17 protein-coding genes are annotated in these 18,851 nt (G+C 35.9%); 11 read left to right on the top strand and 6 right to left on the bottom strand.

Going from position 1 to position 18,851, the window contains the following annotated elements:
- Positions 1 to 137: 137 nt before the first annotated feature.
- On the bottom strand, positions 138 to 1,604 hold the full coding sequence (locus PFY09_RS06895) for a hypothetical protein (RefSeq protein WP_271161914.1): 1,467 nt from the start codon (positions 1,602 to 1,604) through the stop codon (positions 138 to 140).
- Between the two features lie 626 nt (positions 1,605 to 2,230).
- Here PFY09_RS06895 and PFY09_RS06890 point away from each other — a divergent pair.
- The 6 genes from PFY09_RS06890 (at position 2,231) to PFY09_RS06865 (ending at position 8,620) form a co-directional block, all read left to right on the top strand.
- Positions 2,231 to 2,671, top strand: coding sequence for a hypothetical protein (locus PFY09_RS06890; RefSeq protein ID WP_271161913.1), 441 nt, complete (start codon positions 2,231 to 2,233; stop codon positions 2,669 to 2,671).
- A 114-nt stretch (positions 2,672 to 2,785) separates the two neighbouring features.
- Positions 2,786 to 3,580, top strand: coding sequence for a thymidylate synthase (locus tag PFY09_RS06885; RefSeq protein WP_271161912.1), 795 nt, complete (start codon positions 2,786 to 2,788; stop codon positions 3,578 to 3,580).
- Positions 3,580 to 4,500 (top strand): hypothetical protein, encoded by a 921-nt coding sequence (locus PFY09_RS06880; RefSeq protein WP_271161911.1) that lies wholly within the window; start codon positions 3,580 to 3,582, stop codon positions 4,498 to 4,500. Before PFY09_RS06885 ends, PFY09_RS06880 begins: the two co-directional genes overlap by 1 nt.
- A 48-nt stretch (positions 4,501 to 4,548) precedes the next feature.
- Positions 4,549 to 5,868 carry a serine hydrolase domain-containing protein gene (locus tag PFY09_RS06875; RefSeq protein ID WP_271161910.1) on the top strand — a complete coding sequence of 440 codons (1,320 nt, stop codon included), beginning with the start codon at positions 4,549 to 4,551 and terminating at the stop codon, positions 5,866 to 5,868.
- Positions 5,869 to 5,872: 4 nt separating this feature from the next.
- Positions 5,873 to 6,091, top strand: a complete 219-nt coding sequence (locus PFY09_RS06870) for a hypothetical protein (protein ID WP_076395315.1) — start codon at positions 5,873 to 5,875, stop codon at positions 6,089 to 6,091.
- A 15-nt stretch (positions 6,092 to 6,106) separates the two neighbouring features.
- Positions 6,107 to 8,620 (top strand): M1 family metallopeptidase, encoded by a 2,514-nt coding sequence (locus tag PFY09_RS06865; protein WP_271161909.1) that lies wholly within the window; start codon positions 6,107 to 6,109, stop codon positions 8,618 to 8,620.
- Between the two features lie 248 nt (positions 8,621 to 8,868).
- Here PFY09_RS06865 and PFY09_RS06860 read toward each other — a convergent pair whose 3' ends face one another.
- On the bottom strand, positions 8,869 to 9,501 hold the full coding sequence (locus tag PFY09_RS06860; protein ID WP_271161908.1) for a hypothetical protein: 633 nt from the start codon (positions 9,499 to 9,501) through the stop codon (positions 8,869 to 8,871).
- Between the two features lie 107 nt (positions 9,502 to 9,608).
- On the opposite strand from PFY09_RS06860, the gene lipA reads away from it, so the two are divergent.
- A complete protein-coding gene (lipA, locus tag PFY09_RS06855; protein ID WP_087709078.1) occupies positions 9,609 to 10,475 on the top strand; it encodes a lipoyl synthase in 867 nt (288 codons plus the stop codon).
- Positions 10,476 to 10,533: 58 nt separating this feature from the next.
- Here the strand turns inward: lipA and PFY09_RS06850 are convergent, their stop codons facing one another.
- From PFY09_RS06850 to PFY09_RS06835, 4 genes are all read right to left on the bottom strand, one after another.
- Positions 10,534 to 11,073, bottom strand: a complete 540-nt coding sequence (locus tag PFY09_RS06850; protein ID WP_271161907.1) for a lipocalin family protein — start codon at positions 11,071 to 11,073, stop codon at positions 10,534 to 10,536.
- A gap of 319 nt (positions 11,074 to 11,392) precedes the next feature.
- Positions 11,393 to 12,127 (bottom strand): LytR/AlgR family response regulator transcription factor, encoded by a 735-nt coding sequence (locus PFY09_RS06845; RefSeq protein ID WP_256040763.1) that lies wholly within the window; start codon positions 12,125 to 12,127, stop codon positions 11,393 to 11,395.
- 43 nt (positions 12,128 to 12,170) lie between these two features.
- Positions 12,171 to 12,887 (bottom strand): PA3715 family protein, encoded by a 717-nt coding sequence (locus tag PFY09_RS06840; RefSeq protein ID WP_271161906.1) that lies wholly within the window; start codon positions 12,885 to 12,887, stop codon positions 12,171 to 12,173.
- Between the two features lie 7 nt (positions 12,888 to 12,894).
- Positions 12,895 to 14,598, bottom strand: coding sequence for a tetratricopeptide repeat-containing sensor histidine kinase (locus PFY09_RS06835; protein WP_271161905.1), 1,704 nt, complete (start codon positions 14,596 to 14,598; stop codon positions 12,895 to 12,897).
- 208 nt (positions 14,599 to 14,806) lie between these two features.
- Here PFY09_RS06835 and PFY09_RS06830 point away from each other — a divergent pair, with 208 nt between their 5' ends.
- The 4 genes from PFY09_RS06830 (at position 14,807) to PFY09_RS06815 (ending at position 18,803) form a co-directional block, all read left to right on the top strand.
- Positions 14,807 to 16,192, top strand: coding sequence for a vWA domain-containing protein (locus PFY09_RS06830; RefSeq protein WP_271161904.1), 1,386 nt, complete (start codon positions 14,807 to 14,809; stop codon positions 16,190 to 16,192).
- Positions 16,193 to 16,315: 123 nt separating this feature from the next.
- On the top strand, positions 16,316 to 16,669 hold the full coding sequence (locus tag PFY09_RS06825) for a hypothetical protein (RefSeq protein ID WP_214590488.1): 354 nt from the start codon (positions 16,316 to 16,318) through the stop codon (positions 16,667 to 16,669).
- Between the two features lie 263 nt (positions 16,670 to 16,932).
- Complete coding sequence (locus PFY09_RS06820) at positions 16,933 to 17,607, top strand: SIMPL domain-containing protein (RefSeq protein WP_271161903.1); 675 nt, start codon at positions 16,933 to 16,935, stop codon at positions 17,605 to 17,607.
- Between the two features lie 11 nt (positions 17,608 to 17,618).
- Positions 17,619 to 18,803 carry a VWA domain-containing protein gene (locus PFY09_RS06815; RefSeq protein ID WP_271161902.1) on the top strand — a complete coding sequence of 395 codons (1,185 nt, stop codon included), beginning with the start codon at positions 17,619 to 17,621 and terminating at the stop codon, positions 18,801 to 18,803.
- Positions 18,804 to 18,851 lie beyond the last annotated feature (48 nt).

Genomic DNA, 18,851 nt, shown 5'->3' with positions numbered 1-18,851 from the left:
CTGTTTAAACAAATTAAAAAAATAATTTGCATATTAACACACTCCCTTTTGTAGTTAGATAAAAAGTTTAAACAAACTTAAAAACAACAGGCTGTCATAGACAGCCTGTTGTTTTATTTTTTTTGCATATTATAATTTTACTGGGCAAAACCTTTAATGCTAATGGTTTGGTTAGTATATCCCATATAAGCTGTTCCGGTAGTTGCGGTAGCTCCCCATAAAACAAGTCTTATGGAAACCGGAGTGTCAACAGTAATATTTTGTAAAGCTGTTATTCCGGATAAATCTATAGCAGATTGATTGGCAGTTGTTTGTGATGCACCACTGATTCCTGAGATTACCGCTCCTGAAATATCTGTCCACATTCCTGAAGTGCCGATTTTATACTGGTATTGACCGTTCTTAGGACCGCTTGCTGACTTTCTGAAACTGTATGCTTCTATAGAAGTAATCGATAAGCTTTTCCCCGTTTGTGGTATAAATTCAAATGTCCATGTATCGTTTGCTGCCTCCGCTAATGCCTGAGAAGTTGAATTGAGACCATCTGAACCCCAAGCTCCGGCAGATCCGGATCCGGATTGGGTAGCTCCGCTATCTCGTATAATTTTAGCACTCTGAATTCCTGTAGCTAAAGTTCCGTTCCAAGGTGAAGGACCGAAATTACCGGTTCCTCCCGCAATACTCGAGGTATCCCAACTTCCTAAAGCAACCGGAGTCAGAACCACAGAGCCCACATAACCTGAACCTGTTTCGTTTCCTGTTGTTGTTCCTGCCGTAGCAACCGGAGTTACATAGAACTTAATGTATTTTGTAGCATCTGCATTTCCTAAGACGTATGTTTTTGCAGTAGCACCAGATATCGTTGTTTCATTTGTTCCGGATGCATCATCAGATCTTGTCCATCTGAAAATTGATGTCCCTTCGGTATTACCTTCAATATCAGTATATGTATAGTTTCCTGTGAGAGTTTGCCCGGTATTGGTTGCTCCGGAAATTGATACATTACTAACTGTAGGAGCTTGATTGGCAATTACAGAACCTGCCCATGCAGAACACTTTTGTAAACCCGGTGAAGCTCCAATGGTAGAGCCCGGTGTTACACAAAATTGGATGAATTTCCCAAAATCAGCCGCAACCAAAGTATAGTTTTGTGCACTTGCCGCAGGAATGATCATAACATTTGTCCCTGAATTATCATCAGCTCTTTTCCAGATAAATGTACTCGCATTGTCAGGGTTGCTTTGAGCATCTGAAAACGTATAGTTTCCTGTAAGAGAAGCTCCGACAGAAAGGTTGCCTCCGATTACAAGATTCGTTGCTGTGGGTACCGTATTAATCTCCTCATATCCGAGATTGATCCATTTTGTTCCATCCCAGCCTACAAAAGACTTTAATTCCTTATCAAAAACAATTAGTCCCTCATTGGCAGACGAAGAAAGATTATTAATGGATGCGGTTGTAAGTCTTGGAAGAAGCAGTCCTTTGGTGTCGGAAGATATTTCAAGAGCCGAAGACGGATGCGGATTGGGAGTGTTAATTCCAACTTGAGAAAAAAACAGGCAGTAATTCGAAATCAATGCAATAGCGAATAATTTTTTTGTCATGGTATTTTAATAAAATTTTGTGCGCAAATATATGGGTTATTGTTTATTTAATAATGAATATAAATATAATTTAAAGAATATTTAATAATTAACCGATTTTTAATATTTTATTTTGATTTTAAAGGCAGATTTTTAGTGTTTAAAATAATATTATGTTAAATATTAAAAATTGATTCGAAAAAATAATCTGAAATTGATTTCGAATTAAAAGAAAAATATCAATGTAAATAATTCAACTGATTTTATTTATAAAGGTGTTTATACTTTTCAGTATAATTCTAACTGTAAGTTTCAAACGCAAAGTCTATTCTTTCAGAGTTAATATTTTAAGCAAAGCAAAGAGACGCAGATTATATTTGCCATTAATTGACCACTTCATCATTCGTCTCCGCCGAAAATATCTTTGCTTTATTTCTCAATAAAATAATAGGGATGCTTTGCGTTTAATGGTTGTCCGCAATTTGTTATAATCAATCATTAGAATAAGTAACAGATAAGCAAATTTAAATGAGTTTAAACATTCTATTTTAAAATTTTTCTATCATGTTATGTTAAAAAATAATCATGATCAGATTAATTTTATTTAATACATTTGAAGAAGAATATTTTAAAATGAAGCTTTGTAGATGGAAAAATCAAAAATATTGGAAGCGGTAAAAAGCAGAATTGCTGAAAAAATTCAGAAACTTGAAAAACTGATCGAAGAAACTCGCGCTTCAAATAACGACACCAAAAGTTCAATGGGCGATAAATATGAGACCGGACGCGAAATGCTTCAGCAGGAAATCAATAACCTGCAAAGACAGCTTAATGAATCCTTAAATCAGCAATCCATTATTCAGAAAATAACATCAGATCCACTTTCAAAGGTGCAAAACGGAGCTTTGGTAAAAACAGATAGAGGTCTTTTCTATATTTCGGCATCGGCGGGAGAAATTATCATAGATCATCAGAAAATAATGACGGTTTCGGCAGAATCGCCTTTGGCAAAAGCAATGCATGGATTAACTGAAAACCAGAGTTTTTCTGTCAATAATATCACTCAGAAGATTGTAGAAGTAAAGTGAAATTTCTATGAATCATAAAATCTGTTTACATTCATTACGACTTTTTTCCTAACTTATGATAGCAGAAAATCATTAAGATTTTTCTAAATTTGACACTCAAAATAATCCTTCAACATGCAGAATTACCTAGATCTTTTACAGCATATTTTAGACAACGGAACCGACAAGACCGACAGAACCGGAACCGGAACGAGAAGTGTTTTCGGCTATCAGCTGAGATATGATTTATCGAAAGGTTTTCCTTTGGTAACCACCAAAAAAGTGCATTTGAAATCCATTATTTACGAATTGCTTTGGTTTCTGAAAGGAGACACGAACATCAAATATCTAAAGGACAACGGAGTTTCGATCTGGGACGAATGGGCAGATGAAAATGGCGATCTTGGACCGGTTTACGGAGCGCAGTGGAGAAGCTGGAACGGAGCGGATGGTAAAATCGTGGATCAGATTACGGACGTTATCGATCAGATTAAAAAAAATCCGGATTCCAGAAGGCTCATCGTTTCCGCATGGAATGTTGCCGAAATTCCCAACATGGCTTTAGCGCCTTGTCACGCATTATTTCAGTTTTACGTGGCAGATGGAAAACTATCGCTTCAGCTGTATCAGAGAAGTGCCGATGTTTTTCTGGGAGTTCCCTTTAACATTGCAAGCTATGCATTATTGCTCATGATGGTGGCGCAGGTTTGCGATCTGGAAGTAGGGGATTATGTTCACAGTTTTGGAGATGTTCATATTTATAACAACCATTTTGAGCAGGTTAAAAAACAGCTTTCCAGAGAACCAAGACCACTTCCTACCATGAAGCTGAATCCTGAAATCAAAGATATTTTCAGTTTTGATTTTGAAGATTTTACGCTGGAAAATTATGATCCGCATCCGGGAATTAAAGCGCCTGTTGCGATTTAATGAGATTTTCCAGATTTTTATATCTATCGTTTCTGGCAGTTTTTCTTTTGGGTTGTAAAAAAGAAAAGAAGGCTGACTATTCGGAACTCATAGAAGTTTTTGACTATTCCAAAGATGTGGTTTTTGATACATTACGTGTTCCGGAGCATTTACGAAGCATTGTTAAGCAAATCTCAGAAATCAATGTATATCAGATGGAATACATAGGGAAAGGTGCAGGAAAATCTGCTAATTTTGAAAATTTCAAAGAATTAAAAAGATTGGCTTCAGATGAAGAATTATTAGCTCTTATCCATAATAAAAACAGAATTGTTGCAGTTTATTCGGCTATCGGATTGTTAGATCGGAAGCCCGAAGTTTTAGATAAAATTTTTCTGATTTTTTTAAATTTAAAATCTCAGATTCATACACAAGATGGCTGTATTATTGGTGATCAGAATCCTGCGAAACCATTATATTATGCTTATTTGCATTCTTTAGACAATGAAAATCTTCGCACAGATTCCAAGTTGCAGAAACTGGACAGTATGATTATTTTTAGTTCAAACTCTTCGGAAAGTCTCTTACAGGAAGCATTAAGATACAAATTGTATCCTAAAACTTTCAGAAAGCAGATTGAAATTCAGGCATTTAAGAACCATAAAATTTCTGCTATTAATTATCTTAATCACTGGTATAAAGGAGATTACAGTAACCTTTTGCAAAAAGAATTTATTTCCATAATTAATAGCGATTCTTTTGGTTATAGTAAAAGAAAAGTTTTAACCGAATTGCTGTCTTTTAAAAATCCTGCTAACAAAAATGTCATTTTAGATTATCTTAAAAAAGATACTCTCTCGGAAGATGAAAACGAAATTATCTGGAAACTTAATGATAACGGTATTCTGGATAGTGAATATCCACGCAAGAAAGGATATTAATGTAACAAAATTTCTATTTCCACTACTCATTCAGCAAATCTCAAAAGTATGTTGAAAAAGTTACTTTTCCTGTCTGTCATCAGTCTTTCAACGACTGCATTTTCTCAGGCTAATGTGAAGCAGAAATTAGCAGGCTATATCGATTCTCTGTTTGTACATCATAAAGTTATGGGAAGCTTTGCCTTTGCAGAAAACGACCGTCCTACCTTTGTGAAAGTCGTGGGTTTTGCAGATGCAGAAAAAAATCAGAAAGCGAATGTAAATACCCAATACAGGATCGGATCAATCAGTAAAACATTTACTGCCGTTTTAATTATGAAAGCTTTTGAGGAAAAAAAGATTTCCTTAGATCATAAACTTTCAGAATTTTATCCTGAGATTCCAAATGCTGAAAAAATTTCCATCGAAAATTTACTGCAGCACAGAACAGGAATTCATAATCTGACCAGTGAAGCAGAATTTTGGCAGTACAATACAAAACCTCAGACAGAAAGCAGCTTAATCAGCATTATAAAAAAATACAAAAGCGATTTTGAACCCTCTTCAAAACACGAATACAGCAATTCCAATTACATTCTGCTCGGTTTTATTCTCGAAAAAATTTACAAAAAACCGTATGCTGTTTTGCTGAAAGATAAAATTACAAAACCTTTAAAATTAACGCTTACAGAAGTTGGAGGAAAAATAGATCCATCGAAAGATCAGGCAAAAGCGTACCAATACATCAACGGAAAATATGTAGCTTCATCCGAAACGGATATGAGTATTCCGATTGGCGCAGGAAATATCATCTCTACTCCAAGAGATCTTCTCACTTTTATTCTTGGTCTCGAAAACGGAAAATTAGTGAAAAAATCCAGTCTTGAAAAAATGAAAACTTTTGTGGATGATTACGGATATGGCTTAGTGAAAGTTCCTTTCGACAAATATTCGGGATTTGGTCATACAGGAGGAATAGACAACTTCAGTTCTGCATTGTTTTATTTTCCGGATCTGAAAATTGCCACCGCTTTCAGCACCAATCAGTCGGAAATGGATACCAATGAAATTTCCATCAAAATGATTGAAACAGCCATGGGAAAAGATTTCGAAATGCCCAATTTTAAAACCTATGAAATTTCCGAGAATGATCTTCAGAAGTTTACAGGAACCTATTCCAGCAAAGGCATTCCGTTAAAAATTACCATTTTTATTGAAGATAAAAAACTCATGGCTCAGGCAACCGGACAAAGTGCATTCCCTTTAGAAGCAATTTCCGAGACAAGCTTTAAATTTGATATGGCAGGAATTGTGATCGATTTTTATCCGGCAAAAAAACAGTTTGTCATTATTCAGGGAGGGACAAAAAATACGTTTACAAAAGAATAAAACAATGAAATATTTAAAAATAAATACCGAAGAAACTGCCGATCTTGAAGCACTGAAAAATGCAATTCTTCAGATGAAAGGCATAGAATCCATAGAAATTATCGACGAAGAAAATCCGGAAAGCGAGCTGAAAAAAGCTTTTGCCAAAACCAAAGAACAGTTCAAAAAAGGAGATTACGAAACATTGGTAAACGATATTTTTGATATTTTAACTAAAAAATAATTTAAGAAATAAATAATGAAAAAAGCCATTTTATCGATTGCTTTACTGGGCGGAATTTTATTTTCCGCAAATGTAGCCGCACAAACCGAAACTTCGGGAAGAGAAAAAATATACAGAGCCACTCATACCAAAGTAACGGAGCTGAAACACACGAAGCTAAAAGTAAATTTCGATTATCAGAAAGAACAGATGAACGGGGAAGAATGGCTTACTGCCGCTCCTTTTTTCTATCCGACCAACGAACTTACGCTTGATGCAAAAGGAATGCTGATCCATGAAGTAGCGTTGGATATCAATGGAAAAAAATCTCCTTTAAAGTATGATTATAAGGATGATGTTTTAAAAATTACTTTAGACAAAACCTATCAGAAAAATCAGGATTACACAGTTTACATCAAATATACAGCACGTCCGAACGAAGTAAAACAGGAGGGAAGTGCAGCAATCAGTGATGCAAAAGGTCTGTATTTCATTAACGCACAGGGAACAGATCCGGATAAGCCAACACAAATCTGGACGCAGGGTGAAACGGAATCTTCTTCAGCCTGGTTCCCGACCATCGATAAATCCAACCAGAAAACAACGCAGGAAATTTACATGACGGTTCCTGATAAATACGTAACCCTTTCCAACGGATTGCTGAAAGATTCTCAAAAAGAAGCAAACGGTTTAAGAACCGATCATTGGGTGATGGATAAAAGACATTCTACCTATCTTTTCTTCATGGGAGTGGGAGAGTACGCTATTGTGAAGGATAAATGGAAAAATATTGCGGTAGATTATTATATCGAGAAAGAATACGAACCGTATGCAAAACAGATCTACGGAAATACACCGGAAATGATCGAGTTTTTCTCTAAAAAATTAGGCTACGATTTCCCATGGTCGAAATACGCTCAGATTTCCGGAAGAGATTACGTAAGCGGAGCAATGGAAAATACAACGGCAACTTTACACGGAAGCGATATTTTACAGAAACCGGGACAGTTAATTGACGAAAATACATGGGAAGATACCATTGCCCACGAATTGTTTCACCAATGGTTCGGGGATCTCGTAACGGCAGAAAGCTGGAGCAATCTTACGGTAAACGAATCTTTCGCCAATTATTCCGAATACCTTTGGAACGAATACAAATACGGAAAAGATCAGGCAGATTATCATCAGATGAAAGATGTCAATATGTACCTTACAACACCGGGAAATTTTGATAAAGATCTTGTCCGCTTCAATTATGATTCCCGTGAAGATGTTTTCGATTTGGTAACGTACCAGAAAGGAGGCGGAATTCTTCATATGCTGAGAAATTATCTGGGAGATGATGCTTTCTTCGCAGGAATGAATGACTATCTTAAAACGTATGAATATCAGAACGCAGAAGCGCATCAGTTGAGATTATCTTTTGAAAAAGTTTCAGGAAAAGATTTAAATTGGTTCTTCAATCAGTGGTATTTCGGGCACGGAAACCCTAAAATTAAATATTCTTATACTTTCGAGCCGGTTAAAAAACAGGTTGCCGTAACCATAGAGCAGACGCAGGAACAGCCGTTCCAGTTTCCTCTGGCAATCGATGTTTACGATAACGGAAAGCCGAAAAGATATAATATATGGGTAAATGCAGAAGCCAAAAACACCTTTAATTTTGATGTTTCTAAAAATGCCGATCTGGTAAATATTAATGCCGACGGAATTTTGGTGGCAGACATTACCGATACCAAAACGCCGGAGCAATATGCAATGCAGTATGCGGGATCAAAAGAATTTAAAAGCAGATATCTTGCAGTAAGCGGAATCAAAGATCAGGTGGGAAAAAATCCGGCAGCTACAAAATTATTGGCAGCCGCTCTTAAAGATCCGTTCTTCAGAACAAGAATAAAAGCGTTGCAGTTAATGGATTTATCAAATCCTGAGCAATTTAAAGCGATGGGAGCAGAAGTAGAAAAATTAGCTTCCAATGATCCTAAAACTTTAGTACAGGCTGCAGCGATTTCAGCTCTGGCAAAAACAAAAGATAAAAAATACCTTCCGGTTTTCGAAAAAGGAGTAAATGCCGTTTCAAACGCTGTAAAAGGAAGCTCGGTTAGCGCTATTGTTGAAATAGATCCCGCAAAAGCAAGTGCTTTAGCAGATAAAATTGATCTGGAAGGCGCTCCTGAAAATTTATTATCTAAACTTTTACCGGTGATCGTTAAAAATAAGGTGACTTCTCAAATGTCGAATATTGCGCAGGTAGCCGCATTTTATCCTTTCATTAAATTCCAGAATCCTGAACTGGGCAAAAGTGCGGAAGAAGGATACAACTGGATTATGAGTTCTGATAATCTGAAAGCGACAGAAAGCATCACCAAAATGCTGAATCAGGCAAAAGGACAGATCGGGAACAATCCTCAGGCGAAAATGATGATCTCCCAAATGCTGAAAGACGGTCTTGCCAAAAAAATGGAACTTCTGAAACAGAATCCTCAAAATGCAGCAAGCATCAATAAGCAAATCGATGCGATCAACAAATCCATTGAAGATTTTAAATAACCTTTAAAATTATATTGAAGTTGTTTAACTAGCTTTAAATTTAACCGCAAAAGATATAAAAGACTTTACTGGATTTATGTAAAGTATTTCAAAAGTCTGCAAAGAAAAAAAATCTTTTATGTGCTCTTTTTTCATTTAAGTATGAAACTTAAGAAACTAGAGTGTTTAAATCTTTTGCGGTAAAAAAGCTTAAACAAGTTTATTAAAAAAGCACTTCTGCAAAGAAGTGCTTTTTTACTTTAATATCATCAGATATAAATCTTTTCCTTTGTTTTAGGCAGCAGAATTTCTCTTCTTTTTTCCTGATTTCTGTTTTGCAGATTGATTTTCATTCCTTTTTTAATGAAAACTTCTTTCTTCGAATTTCCGTATTCTTTTTTGTTAACGACTTCCTTTTCATAAATAATCTTACCTGTGGAAAGATTAAAATCTACTGTTGTCCAATATTCTTCTGGTTTTCCACTTTCAGAGAAAAAGCCGATTAACTCGAAATGACCGTTCTGAAATCTGTACTTGTCTGTACCGCCCCATTTCCAACTGCTTCCGCCGTAATGGCTAATTTCCAAGATTCCATTTTTTATTTCAGTTCCCTGATAAGGATCGCCCATCATTCCACCGTCTTTACTGCCCAGAATTGCTTTTGGGGATTTTTCCAAAACAGTCCATTTATTATTTACCTTCTTCAGAATCTGAATTTCGCGCACGTCTCCGGAATCGCCGTTGGTCGGAATATCATAAACTATTACTTTTTCAGGGATTTTATCTCCGTCAAGATCACCCTCAACAGTTTCGTTGATCTTTGAATTTTTCGGCTGAAATTCCTTCTGCGCAAAACAGAATGTGCTGAAAATAAGGGCTGCAATGCAGAATGTGTTTTTCATAAGATATTTTATAGTTTAAAATTACTGAATTATATGTTTCATCAATGCCTGTCTTTGATTGTTTCGATAAAAAAATCACTAACTTTGAACCTCAATTTGAGAAATAAATGGAGAATTTAGTTCAGGATACTACCGTTCAGAAACCAAAATGGATTCGTGTAAAACTTCCTACCGGAAAAAACTACCGAGAACTGAGAACTTTGGTTGATAAATATAAATTAAATACCATTTGCCAGAGCGGAAGCTGTCCGAATATGGGCGAATGTTGGGGAGAAGGAACAGCTACTTTCATGATTTTAGGAAATATCTGTACCCGAAGCTGCGGATTTTGCGGGGTAAAAACCGGAAAACCGATGGATGTAAACTGGGACGAACCTGAAAAAGTGGCACGTTCCATTAAATTAATGAAGATCAAACACGCTGTTTTAACATCTGTAGACCGCGATGATCTGAAAGATATGGGATCTATTCTTTGGGCAGAAACCGTAAATGCAGTAAGAAGAATTTCTCCGGGAACCACAATGGAAACTTTGATTCCGGATTTTCAGGGGATCACAAAACACATCGACCGATTAGTAGATGTAGCTCCGGAAGTAATTTCTCACAACATGGAAACGGTAAAACGTCTGACAAGAGAAGTGAGAATTCAGGCAAAATATGAAAGAAGTCTTGAGGTTTTAAGATATTTAAAAGAAGCAGGACAAAGAAGAACAAAAACAGGCGTAATGCTTGGTTTGGGCGAAACAAAAGATGAGGTTTTCCAGACGATTGAAGATATCAGAAACGCAAATGTGGACGTAATTACTTTAGGACAGTATTTGCAGCCTACAAAAAAACACCTTCCTGTAAAGAAATTCATTACTCCTGAAGAGTTCGATGAATTCGGGGATTTTGCAAGAAGTTTAGGATTCAGACATGTTGAAAGTTCACCTTTGGTAAGAAGTTCTTATCACGCAGAAAAACATATTCATTAAAATAAAAATCGCTCTGTTTTCGGAGCGATTTTTATTTTGTCTGATATTCTAATTCAAATTAATTATGTTTAACCCAGATTAATTTATCTATATTATAACCTACATTTTTTGCTTTTTCTAAAAATCTCTGGCGAATGCTTTCAGGGATTTCTTTTGTTCGGGAGAGGATCCAAAGATATTCAAGATTGTTTCCCATGACCAAAGCGTACTGATAATTATCGTCGATATCTACCACATTATATCCTGCCCAAATCGGCTTAAAAAAAGAAACTTTCAGGCGTGCCTCATCTTCTTTTCCAACGAATCTTGCTTCACCAACGGACTCTTTCCATTCTTTTTTAACGTAGTTGTACCCTTTGTTATCCACTTTTATCGTTCCGTTCGGGTTTTTAGAGTAGGTTGCGGTTACATTATCCATGTTTTTCTCGAATTTATAATCGAAACGAGCTATTTCATACCATTTTCCCAAATATTTATCTGCATTAAAATTCTGCACAGCCGTTGCTCCTTTTGGAATTCCTACGGAACATGAATTGAGAATAAATAATCCTAAAATACCCAAAGAGACAGGGATTGCTATTTTCTGAAAAGTCTTCATAATAGAAATATTTTTGTAGTCGTCCTGAAAAGTTCAAAAATGATGCCTGAACGATTGGTAAGAAGTTTTCTAATAATCCCTTCGACAAGCTCAGAGTGACATCTCGAATACTAACCGCAATATTTTAACATTGTAAGAAGCTTGTCGAAGCCTTTATTGGTAAAAGGGATAAGTCAATTCTTTTAATGTTGAATCTTTGCAGCCCGACTTGAGCGAAACTCTTTTTGTAAAACAAAAAAGCGGGAGCGGAAGGCATAAATGAGAGAAAAGTGAAGGCTTTTATCGAAGTTTACAAACGAAGTTTTAAGCTGCCCAAAAATCAAGAAAAAACTTTCAGAAAATTGTCTTTGAAACTTCCGGAAACTTCAATTTCGGTATGGTCGGAAAGTGTTGCCGTTCCGCTTTTATGGTAAGATTTTACAAAACTTGTGTTGATGATGTGTGAACGGTGAACTCTTACAAAAGGATTTTCCAGCAGATCATCGAAATGCTTTAAAAAACGGCAGACCATTTTTTTAGAACCATCGGTAAGATACACCTGCGTGAAATTTCCATCTGCCTGAAGTCTTACAATGTCTTCTGTTTTCACCACATCGAAACCCTGCAAAGTCGGGAGAATCAACTGTTGTTTTTCGGGTTTTAATTTTAAATTTTCGAGGAGGATTTTGTTACGGTTGAGTTCTTCTTTGCTTTCCAGACTTTCTGCCACTTTATTAACCGCTAAAATAAGCTCCTGAATGTCAATTGGTTTTAAAATATAATAACTTGCCGATTTATTAAGAGCCTGTAAAGAATATTGTGAAAATGCCGTGATAAAAATCGTTTCGTAGGAAAATTCTTTGGTCGCTTCCAGGACATCAAAAGCATTTCCGAAAGGCATTTCAACGTCCAGAAAAACCAGTTGAGGCTGTTTTTCGGCAATCAACGGAACGGCTTCTTTTATATTTTCGGCTTCACCCAAAATTTCAATCTGCGGACAGTATTTGGTGAGATAATTCCTCAGAACATCTCTTGCAATAAGTTCATCGTCTACAATTACAGCTTTTATTTTCATACTTTTAGGTTTTAGGTGGAAGATTTTAGGTTGCGGAAAAAAACTATCGATATTTTCCGTTGGAGAATTTTAAAGTTTTGTAGGTTGTTTTTGAGGTTTCAAAGTCCTTGCAATCTCCCTTTATCAGTTTTGTTCTCCTGTTTATATTTTGTGTCTTGATGATAAGATCTGTAAAATTAGCGGTTGTTTTTTTGTCGAGATCTATTGTGGAAGTGGTCTCATGAAACTCTCCTGCACATCTTGTGTCCCATTCTCCGCCGTACGAATACACTTCGAATCTGTTCAGAATTTTTTTCAGGCTTCCGTTTTTCCTGTAAAAAAGAGAAAGCTCTTCTGTTGAATAAGGATTCGGCTGGCTTTGTCCCCGAAAGCTGACTCTGATTCCGAAAGCACGGATGTCTTTACTGACTGTATATAAACCTGTATCAATTGTTATTCCGCTTAATCCGATTGCATCGGATGTAATTTCTTCGGGATCGTAGTACTTATTTTTAATATTGCCTTTTTCATCAGTAATCAGGATATAATTTCTTACAGTGTACATTCCTTCGTCCTCCTGTCCATCGAAAATAGGCAATACAACGATGTAAGAATCTTTCTCATTCGGCATTTTCTTTTCTGCGTAAAATTCTGTTCTGATCTGTGATCTGTTTATTTTCAGTGCTTTAACAATAGTTTCAAAACGGGCAGAATTGATTTCTTGTCCGAACATCATGAAAGATGAAATTAAAAATACAAAGGCTAAAATTTTTCTCTTCATTCAGTGGTTACATTAAATTCAATTTCAAAATCACCAAAACACCGGAATTGTTTTCTTTATCTTTCACAGTGCATGAAATCTCTTTTTTATACAGATCATTCAGCAGATCGATTCTTTCAAGAGTGTTTTTCATTCCGCGACCTTTTCTGGCTTTCTGATGCTCGGTTTTCTGCTTTTTGCTTTCTTCGATCCCGATTCCGTTGTCTTCAACAGTTATTTTTAACTGCTCGTTTTCCTTTTCAAAGCTGAGGTTCAAAAATCCTTTGGCTGTTCTGTAACGCAAACCATGCCATATCGCATTTTCTAAAAATGGCTGAACCAGCATTCCCGGAACTTTAAGACTTTGCGTGTTCAGGCTTTCATCTACATGAATTTCATAATCGAATTTATCGGCAAAACGTGTTTTTTCCAACGCCAGATAATTCTGCAAGAGATCCAGCTCCTGCTGAAAAGGAATGAAATCTTCAGTGGAATTTTCCATCACGCCGCGCATTAATTTTGAAAATTTGGTTAAATATTGGTTGGCTTCCAGTTCGTTATTGGTCGCTATAAAATGATTCACAGAATTTAAGCTGTTAAAAATGAAATGCGGATTCATTTCGCGGCGCAGCGACTGCAAAGCGATTTTTTTATTCTTGATCTGAACTTTTTTAAGGGTTCTGAAAATGAAAATAATCAACCCGATTAAAACAATCAATGCAAAAATCAAACTGTAGTTGAAAACATTTTTCTTGCGGATGAGTTCATCTTTCAGTTGTTTTTCCTTTTCCAGTTGGGCAATTCGCTGTTCGGTATCTTCAAGGATTTTTTCATCGACCAGACTTTTGTCTTTTGAAACCAGATCCGGCAGTTTTCCGAGAAAATCGCGGTACAATTTTACCGAAGCATCTGTATTTTCAGAAACGTTGTAAAGACTGTCGAGCTTTTTTACACTTTTCTGCGCTTCCAGTGTATGACCTTTTTCAAGCGCGATTCCGTATGATTTTTTTAACAGATCAATGGCTTCTTTCGGATCGTTTTTTTTGATGTAAATATCGGCAAGCTCCTGAATCTGTTCCACCTGTTTTTTTGAATTTTCTTTAACGAAATCTTCTTTTAAAACGGTCTTTTTTGCTTCAATCGCTTTGTCGAAATTTTTATTTTCAACGTAAAAATCCGTCAATTTCTGGTTGATTTCCAGTGCCTGTTGCGGCGCTTCTTTTTTAGAAATTTTATAGGCGTTTGTAAGATTAACCTCCGCTTTCGGAATATCATTCTGCTGAATATTAATATCCGCCATCTGCGTGTAATTCGCAGCCAGTTCGCCTCCTTTGTCTTTTTCCTTCTCGTTAAGCTGAATATTGTTCTGAATGGCTTCCTCTTTAGCTTCCGCAGAATTTACTGAAAGTCTCGTCACGTCATTGGAATTCAAGGCACGGCTTTTAGAATAACTTACTTCTGCCGCTCTGTTGTAATTGCTGATGGCGGGAGAAATTTTATTCTGCTTTTCCTGAGACTGTGCCAGTTTTCGGCTTGCCTTTTCAATATTCGGTTTGTCGTTTAATTTTTCGTAGATATTTTTTGCTTTGGTGTAATATTCTTCACTTTTCTGAAAGTTCCCGTTGTTGAAAAACGACTCTCCGATGTTGTAGTAAGAATCTGCCTGTGAAGATTCGTCTTTTGTATCGACCGCTTTCTTCAGTTTCTTCGTCTGAAACTGAATATCTTCCACAGTTTTGTTGCTTTGAGCATAAAAAATATTCCCAAAGATGAATAAACAAAAGATGGCGAAAAGATGACACATTTTCATAAAACAAAGATATACATATATATAATGTGCAAAAAATTATTCACCAAGTGAAATTCTTCATTCACCAAGTTTCGTATTTTCTGCGGGATTTATGAGGCTAAGTTTGTGGCATAATTAAAATTTAATCATCATGAAAAATTTATCTTTTCTAAACAGAAGTACATTAGTTTACCTTTTCTCTTCAACATTTCTTTTCAATATCTCAAAAGCGCAGTTAGGAGTTTCTTCAGGCTCTGTTTCCCATACGGTGAGCAACGGTCTTTCGAGTGCAAATGAAAGTGGATTTCTTAATGAAAACACGATTATTGTAGAAGATTTTATGAATTACCACAAACATCAGATTAAAATTCCAAAGAAAAATGAAGTGGCTTTAAGCATTGATTATGACAATACAATTCTGAATTCGGACGACAATTTTTTACTGCAAATCGGGCTCGCAACGCAAAATGTATCGGCTAGAGAAAACTCCAACAAAGTAAATGTTTCTCTGGTCATTGATAACAGCGGATCTATGGGTGGCGGAAAACTTGAAAAAGTAAAAACGGCACTGAAAGTTTTTGTAAAAGGATTGAAACCCGAAGATCTCATTTCCATTGTAAAATTTGATGATACTGCGAATCTTGTTTTAAAATCATCAAAAATAAAAGAGGTTGCCGGAAATTTAGATGCAATTATTGAAAGTATTTATCCTTCGGGTTCCACCAATATTCATTCAGGGATGATGATGGGCTATTCGGAAGCGCAAAAACACAATACCAAAGACTACAACAGCAAAGTAATTCTTCTTACCGACGGAATGACAAATTCCGGAATTACAGATCCTGAAATAATTTTGAAACAGTCGAAAGAATTTAACGATAAAGGAATAGACATCAGTACCATCGGAGTCGGGCAACAACTGGATTTTGATCTGTTACGGAGAATCGCCACTTACGGAAGAGGCTCCAATTATTTTATCGGAGATGCTGAAGAAGATATTCAAAAGACGTTTAAAGATGAATTGGAAAGCCTTTTATACAATATTGGAAAAAAGCCGAAACTAACGATCAATCTTCCTGAAGGAATGAACATTAAAACATTTTACGGTTATCAGCCAAAATATATTTCTAATCATGAAATAGAAGTAGAACTTGAAAATTTAGATTGCGGACAAACCCAGATTTTCCTGATGGAAGTTGAGAAAAATGAATTAGAAAATTCTTCAATTACGGCTTCTTTGGTTTATGAAAAGAATGATGAAGTGAAAAATATTTCTTCTAAAAAAGAATATGATGAAATGACGGAAACAACTCAACAAGAATTAAAGAAAAATTTTCAGATTGCTAAAATGACGACAGCACTCAAAAAAGCAGCAAAAGATTTTTCACAAACCAATATGGGAAATAGCAAAAAATCCATGCAAAACATCATCAGTTATTATCAGTCTTTCTGCGATAAAAACGACGAAGATCTGAAGAGAATTTATAATATCGCCTTAAAATATTCATCCGGACATAATAAAAGATCCTATTATTAGATCTTTTGGGCAATTTCAATTCTTTATCAACTCTTATATGAAAAAATTGTAATATGAAAATTGAAATTCTGTTAACAATCAACCATTTAGCAATACATACCTTTGCTAAAACCAAACATAACTATGAAAAAACAGTTTTACTTTTTTCTTTTACCTGTATTGTTCTTGCAGAGTTGTTCGTTTCTTGAACAAAACAATTTCATTGAAACCAAGATCATTTCCAGCGATCTCAATGAAAAAATTGTTTACAAATTTTATCAGACCGGACTTAATGATTACAAAGTAGATTTTTACTCGGTAGATCAGTCCGGTTCTACCAAGCTTTTTGAACATGATATCGACGATGCGAATGTAACATCTGATCCGTATAACATTTCAGAAAAAAATGATGAACTCATCATCCGCACCACACTTTTTTCTGAGGTGAAAAAACTCGTCACGCCAAGCGGAAAATCAATTATTCTTACCAACAGATAAACAGTTCTTTTCAGGACTGTTTTTTTTATTCATCACAAAACATTATTTTCAGCTATCATTTGCTGAACGAAGTGCCGTTGCGAACGCAGAATATTCACAATAATTTCAATGAAAATCTTTGCGAACATTGTGTTAAAACAATCATCATTTCCAATTTTTTTTGATTTCACCAAGCCAAACCTTCATTTCACCAAGTCTCCCGATTTTCAGTTTTAAATCAATGTAATTTTACTCTAGAAGTTTAAAATTAAAAAAAGAAAATTATGAAACTGAGACATTTTTTACTGATCGGATTATTTCTGATAGGAGGTATGATCAACGCACAGGAAACAAAGAAAAACTTTATTGAAGTAACCGGAATTGCAGAAATGGAAGTAGAGCCGGATGAAATTATTTTCAATATCGGAATTAAAGGAGACAACAAAAATCAATTGGCAGACAACGAAAAACAGCTTTTTGAAATCCTGAAAAGCAATGGCGTAAAAAACGAAGACATCAAATTCAAATCGATGTATCAGAATATTTATTCAAAAACCAAACTTTTCACGAAAGATTTTCAATTTAAGGTAACAAAAAAGACAGATATGGGAAATCTTTTTGAAAGCCTGAACCAAAAGTGGGTCAACAGCATCAATATTTCAGAAATTAAAAATACAAAAATTACAGATTTCAGAAAAACCGTAAAAATCAATGCCTTGAAAGCGGCAAAGGAAAAAGCCGACTATCTTCTGGAAAGTATGGGCAAAAGAACCGGAACTCCGCTTGAGATCGTAGAAATTGAAGACTATACCAGTGATATGATCATGCCGATGAACTTCAGAGCAAAAGTATCCAATATCCAGCTTGAGGCAGCAGATTCTAATGTAGATTATTCATTTGAAAATATCGATAACATCAAGCTGAAATACAGCATTAAAACAAAATACGAAATCCTTTAAAACACAAAATCATGACAGCTTTTAAAATTTTAACATTAGCAGCCGGAACCGCCGCTTTATTCGGGGTACAAAACTCAAAATTTGAATATAAAGAACCGGCGGTTCAGAGAACAGTGGTTCATAATGTCGATAAACCTTCAAAAATAAAGATTAAAGAAAATAAAATTCAGGTGGCATTGCTTCTCGACACTTCCAACAGCATGGACGGACTGATCGATCAGGCAAAATCCCGACTCTGGAATATCGTGAATACTTTAACGACCTTAAAATACAACGGCAAAGCGCCACAAGTGGAAATTGCTTTGTATGAATACGGAAATGACGGTTTACGAGATGAAAATTACATCCGGCAGGTAACTCCTTTAACGCAGGATCTGGATCTGGTTTCGGAAAAACTGTTTGCTTTGAGAACCAACGGCGGAAGCGAATATTGTGGAGCCGTGATCCGTGATGCCTCGATGAATCTGAAATGGGATGATAATAACCAAAGCATGAAGCTAATCTATATTGCGGGAAACGAGCCTTTTGATCAGGGAAAAATCAGCTATAAAGAAGTGATTCCCACTGCCAAAAGAAAGAATATTTACACCAACACGATTTTCTGCGGAAGCCGTGATGAAGGAATACAGACTTTCTGGCAAAACGGCGCTTCTTTGGGCGATGGAAAGTATTTCAATATCGACAGCGACCAAAAAGTAATTTATATAGAAACTCCCTATGATGTCAGAATTTCAGAATGCAACACCAAACTGAATGACACCTACATTTATTACGGAAGTCACGGTTCGGAATTTAAAAACAAACAGATGCTTCAGGACAAAAATGCCGAAGTACAGTCGGTTTCCAACGCTGTGGAAAGAACGGTTGCAAAATCCAAGAAAAATGCCTATAAAAACGATCATTGGGATTTGGTAGACCGCGCTGAAAAGGATGTGAACTTCATGTCGGACGTAAAAGCTGAAGAACTTCCTGCTGAATTGAAAGGCAAAAGCAAAGAGGAAATTAAAAAAGCGGTTGCCGAAAAATCTGCCGAAAGAGAAAAAATTCAGAAAGAAATTGAAGTATTGTCTAAAAAGAGACAGGATTTCATTGATGCCGAAATGAAAAAACGAGGAAATTCTGAAGCCGATGATCTTGGAAAAGCAATTGAAAGGTCTGTTCTGGAACTGGCAAAGAAAAACGGCTATAGCCTCTAACTGAAAGATTCTCAGCAGAAATTAAATTTAAATATCAGAAGTGATTAA

Origin of the sequence: Chryseobacterium gambrini, assembly GCF_027920505.1 — a bacterium.
Taxonomy (GTDB): Bacteria; Bacteroidota; Bacteroidia; order Flavobacteriales; family Weeksellaceae; genus Chryseobacterium; species Chryseobacterium gambrini.
The sequence above is the reverse complement of the archived record's forward strand: the minus strand, read 5'-3'. Positions and strand labels throughout refer to the sequence as shown.

Coding starts and splice junctions, on each gene's coding strand:
- PFY09_RS06890 (WP_271161913.1), top strand. CDS start 2,231: ATGGAAAAATCAAAAATATTGGAAGCGGTAAAAAGCAGAATTGCTGAA.
- PFY09_RS06845 (WP_256040763.1), bottom strand. CDS start 12,127: ATGAAAATAAAAGCTGTAATTGTAGACGATGAACTTATTGCAAGAGAT.
- PFY09_RS06820 (WP_271161903.1), top strand. CDS start 16,933: ATGAAACTGAGACATTTTTTACTGATCGGATTATTTCTGATAGGAGGT.
- PFY09_RS06850 (WP_271161907.1), bottom strand. CDS start 11,073: ATGAAGACTTTTCAGAAAATAGCAATCCCTGTCTCTTTGGGTATTTTA.
- PFY09_RS06875 (WP_271161910.1), top strand. CDS start 4,549: ATGTTGAAAAAGTTACTTTTCCTGTCTGTCATCAGTCTTTCAACGACT.
- PFY09_RS06860 (WP_271161908.1), bottom strand. CDS start 9,501: ATGAAAAACACATTCTGCATTGCAGCCCTTATTTTCAGCACATTCTGT.
- PFY09_RS06870 (WP_076395315.1), top strand. CDS start 5,873: ATGAAATATTTAAAAATAAATACCGAAGAAACTGCCGATCTTGAAGCA.
- PFY09_RS06865 (WP_271161909.1), top strand. CDS start 6,107: ATGAAAAAAGCCATTTTATCGATTGCTTTACTGGGCGGAATTTTATTT.
- PFY09_RS06885 (WP_271161912.1), top strand. CDS start 2,786: ATGCAGAATTACCTAGATCTTTTACAGCATATTTTAGACAACGGAACC.
- PFY09_RS06840 (WP_271161906.1), bottom strand. CDS start 12,887: ATGAAGAGAAAAATTTTAGCCTTTGTATTTTTAATTTCATCTTTCATG.
- PFY09_RS06815 (WP_271161902.1), top strand. CDS start 17,619: ATGACAGCTTTTAAAATTTTAACATTAGCAGCCGGAACCGCCGCTTTA.
- lipA (WP_087709078.1), top strand. CDS start 9,609: ATGGAGAATTTAGTTCAGGATACTACCGTTCAGAAACCAAAATGGATT.
- PFY09_RS06825 (WP_214590488.1), top strand. CDS start 16,316: ATGAAAAAACAGTTTTACTTTTTTCTTTTACCTGTATTGTTCTTGCAG.
- PFY09_RS06895 (WP_271161914.1), bottom strand. CDS start 1,604: ATGACAAAAAAATTATTCGCTATTGCATTGATTTCGAATTACTGCCTG.
- PFY09_RS06830 (WP_271161904.1), top strand. CDS start 14,807: ATGAAAAATTTATCTTTTCTAAACAGAAGTACATTAGTTTACCTTTTC.
- PFY09_RS06880 (WP_271161911.1), top strand. CDS start 3,580: ATGAGATTTTCCAGATTTTTATATCTATCGTTTCTGGCAGTTTTTCTT.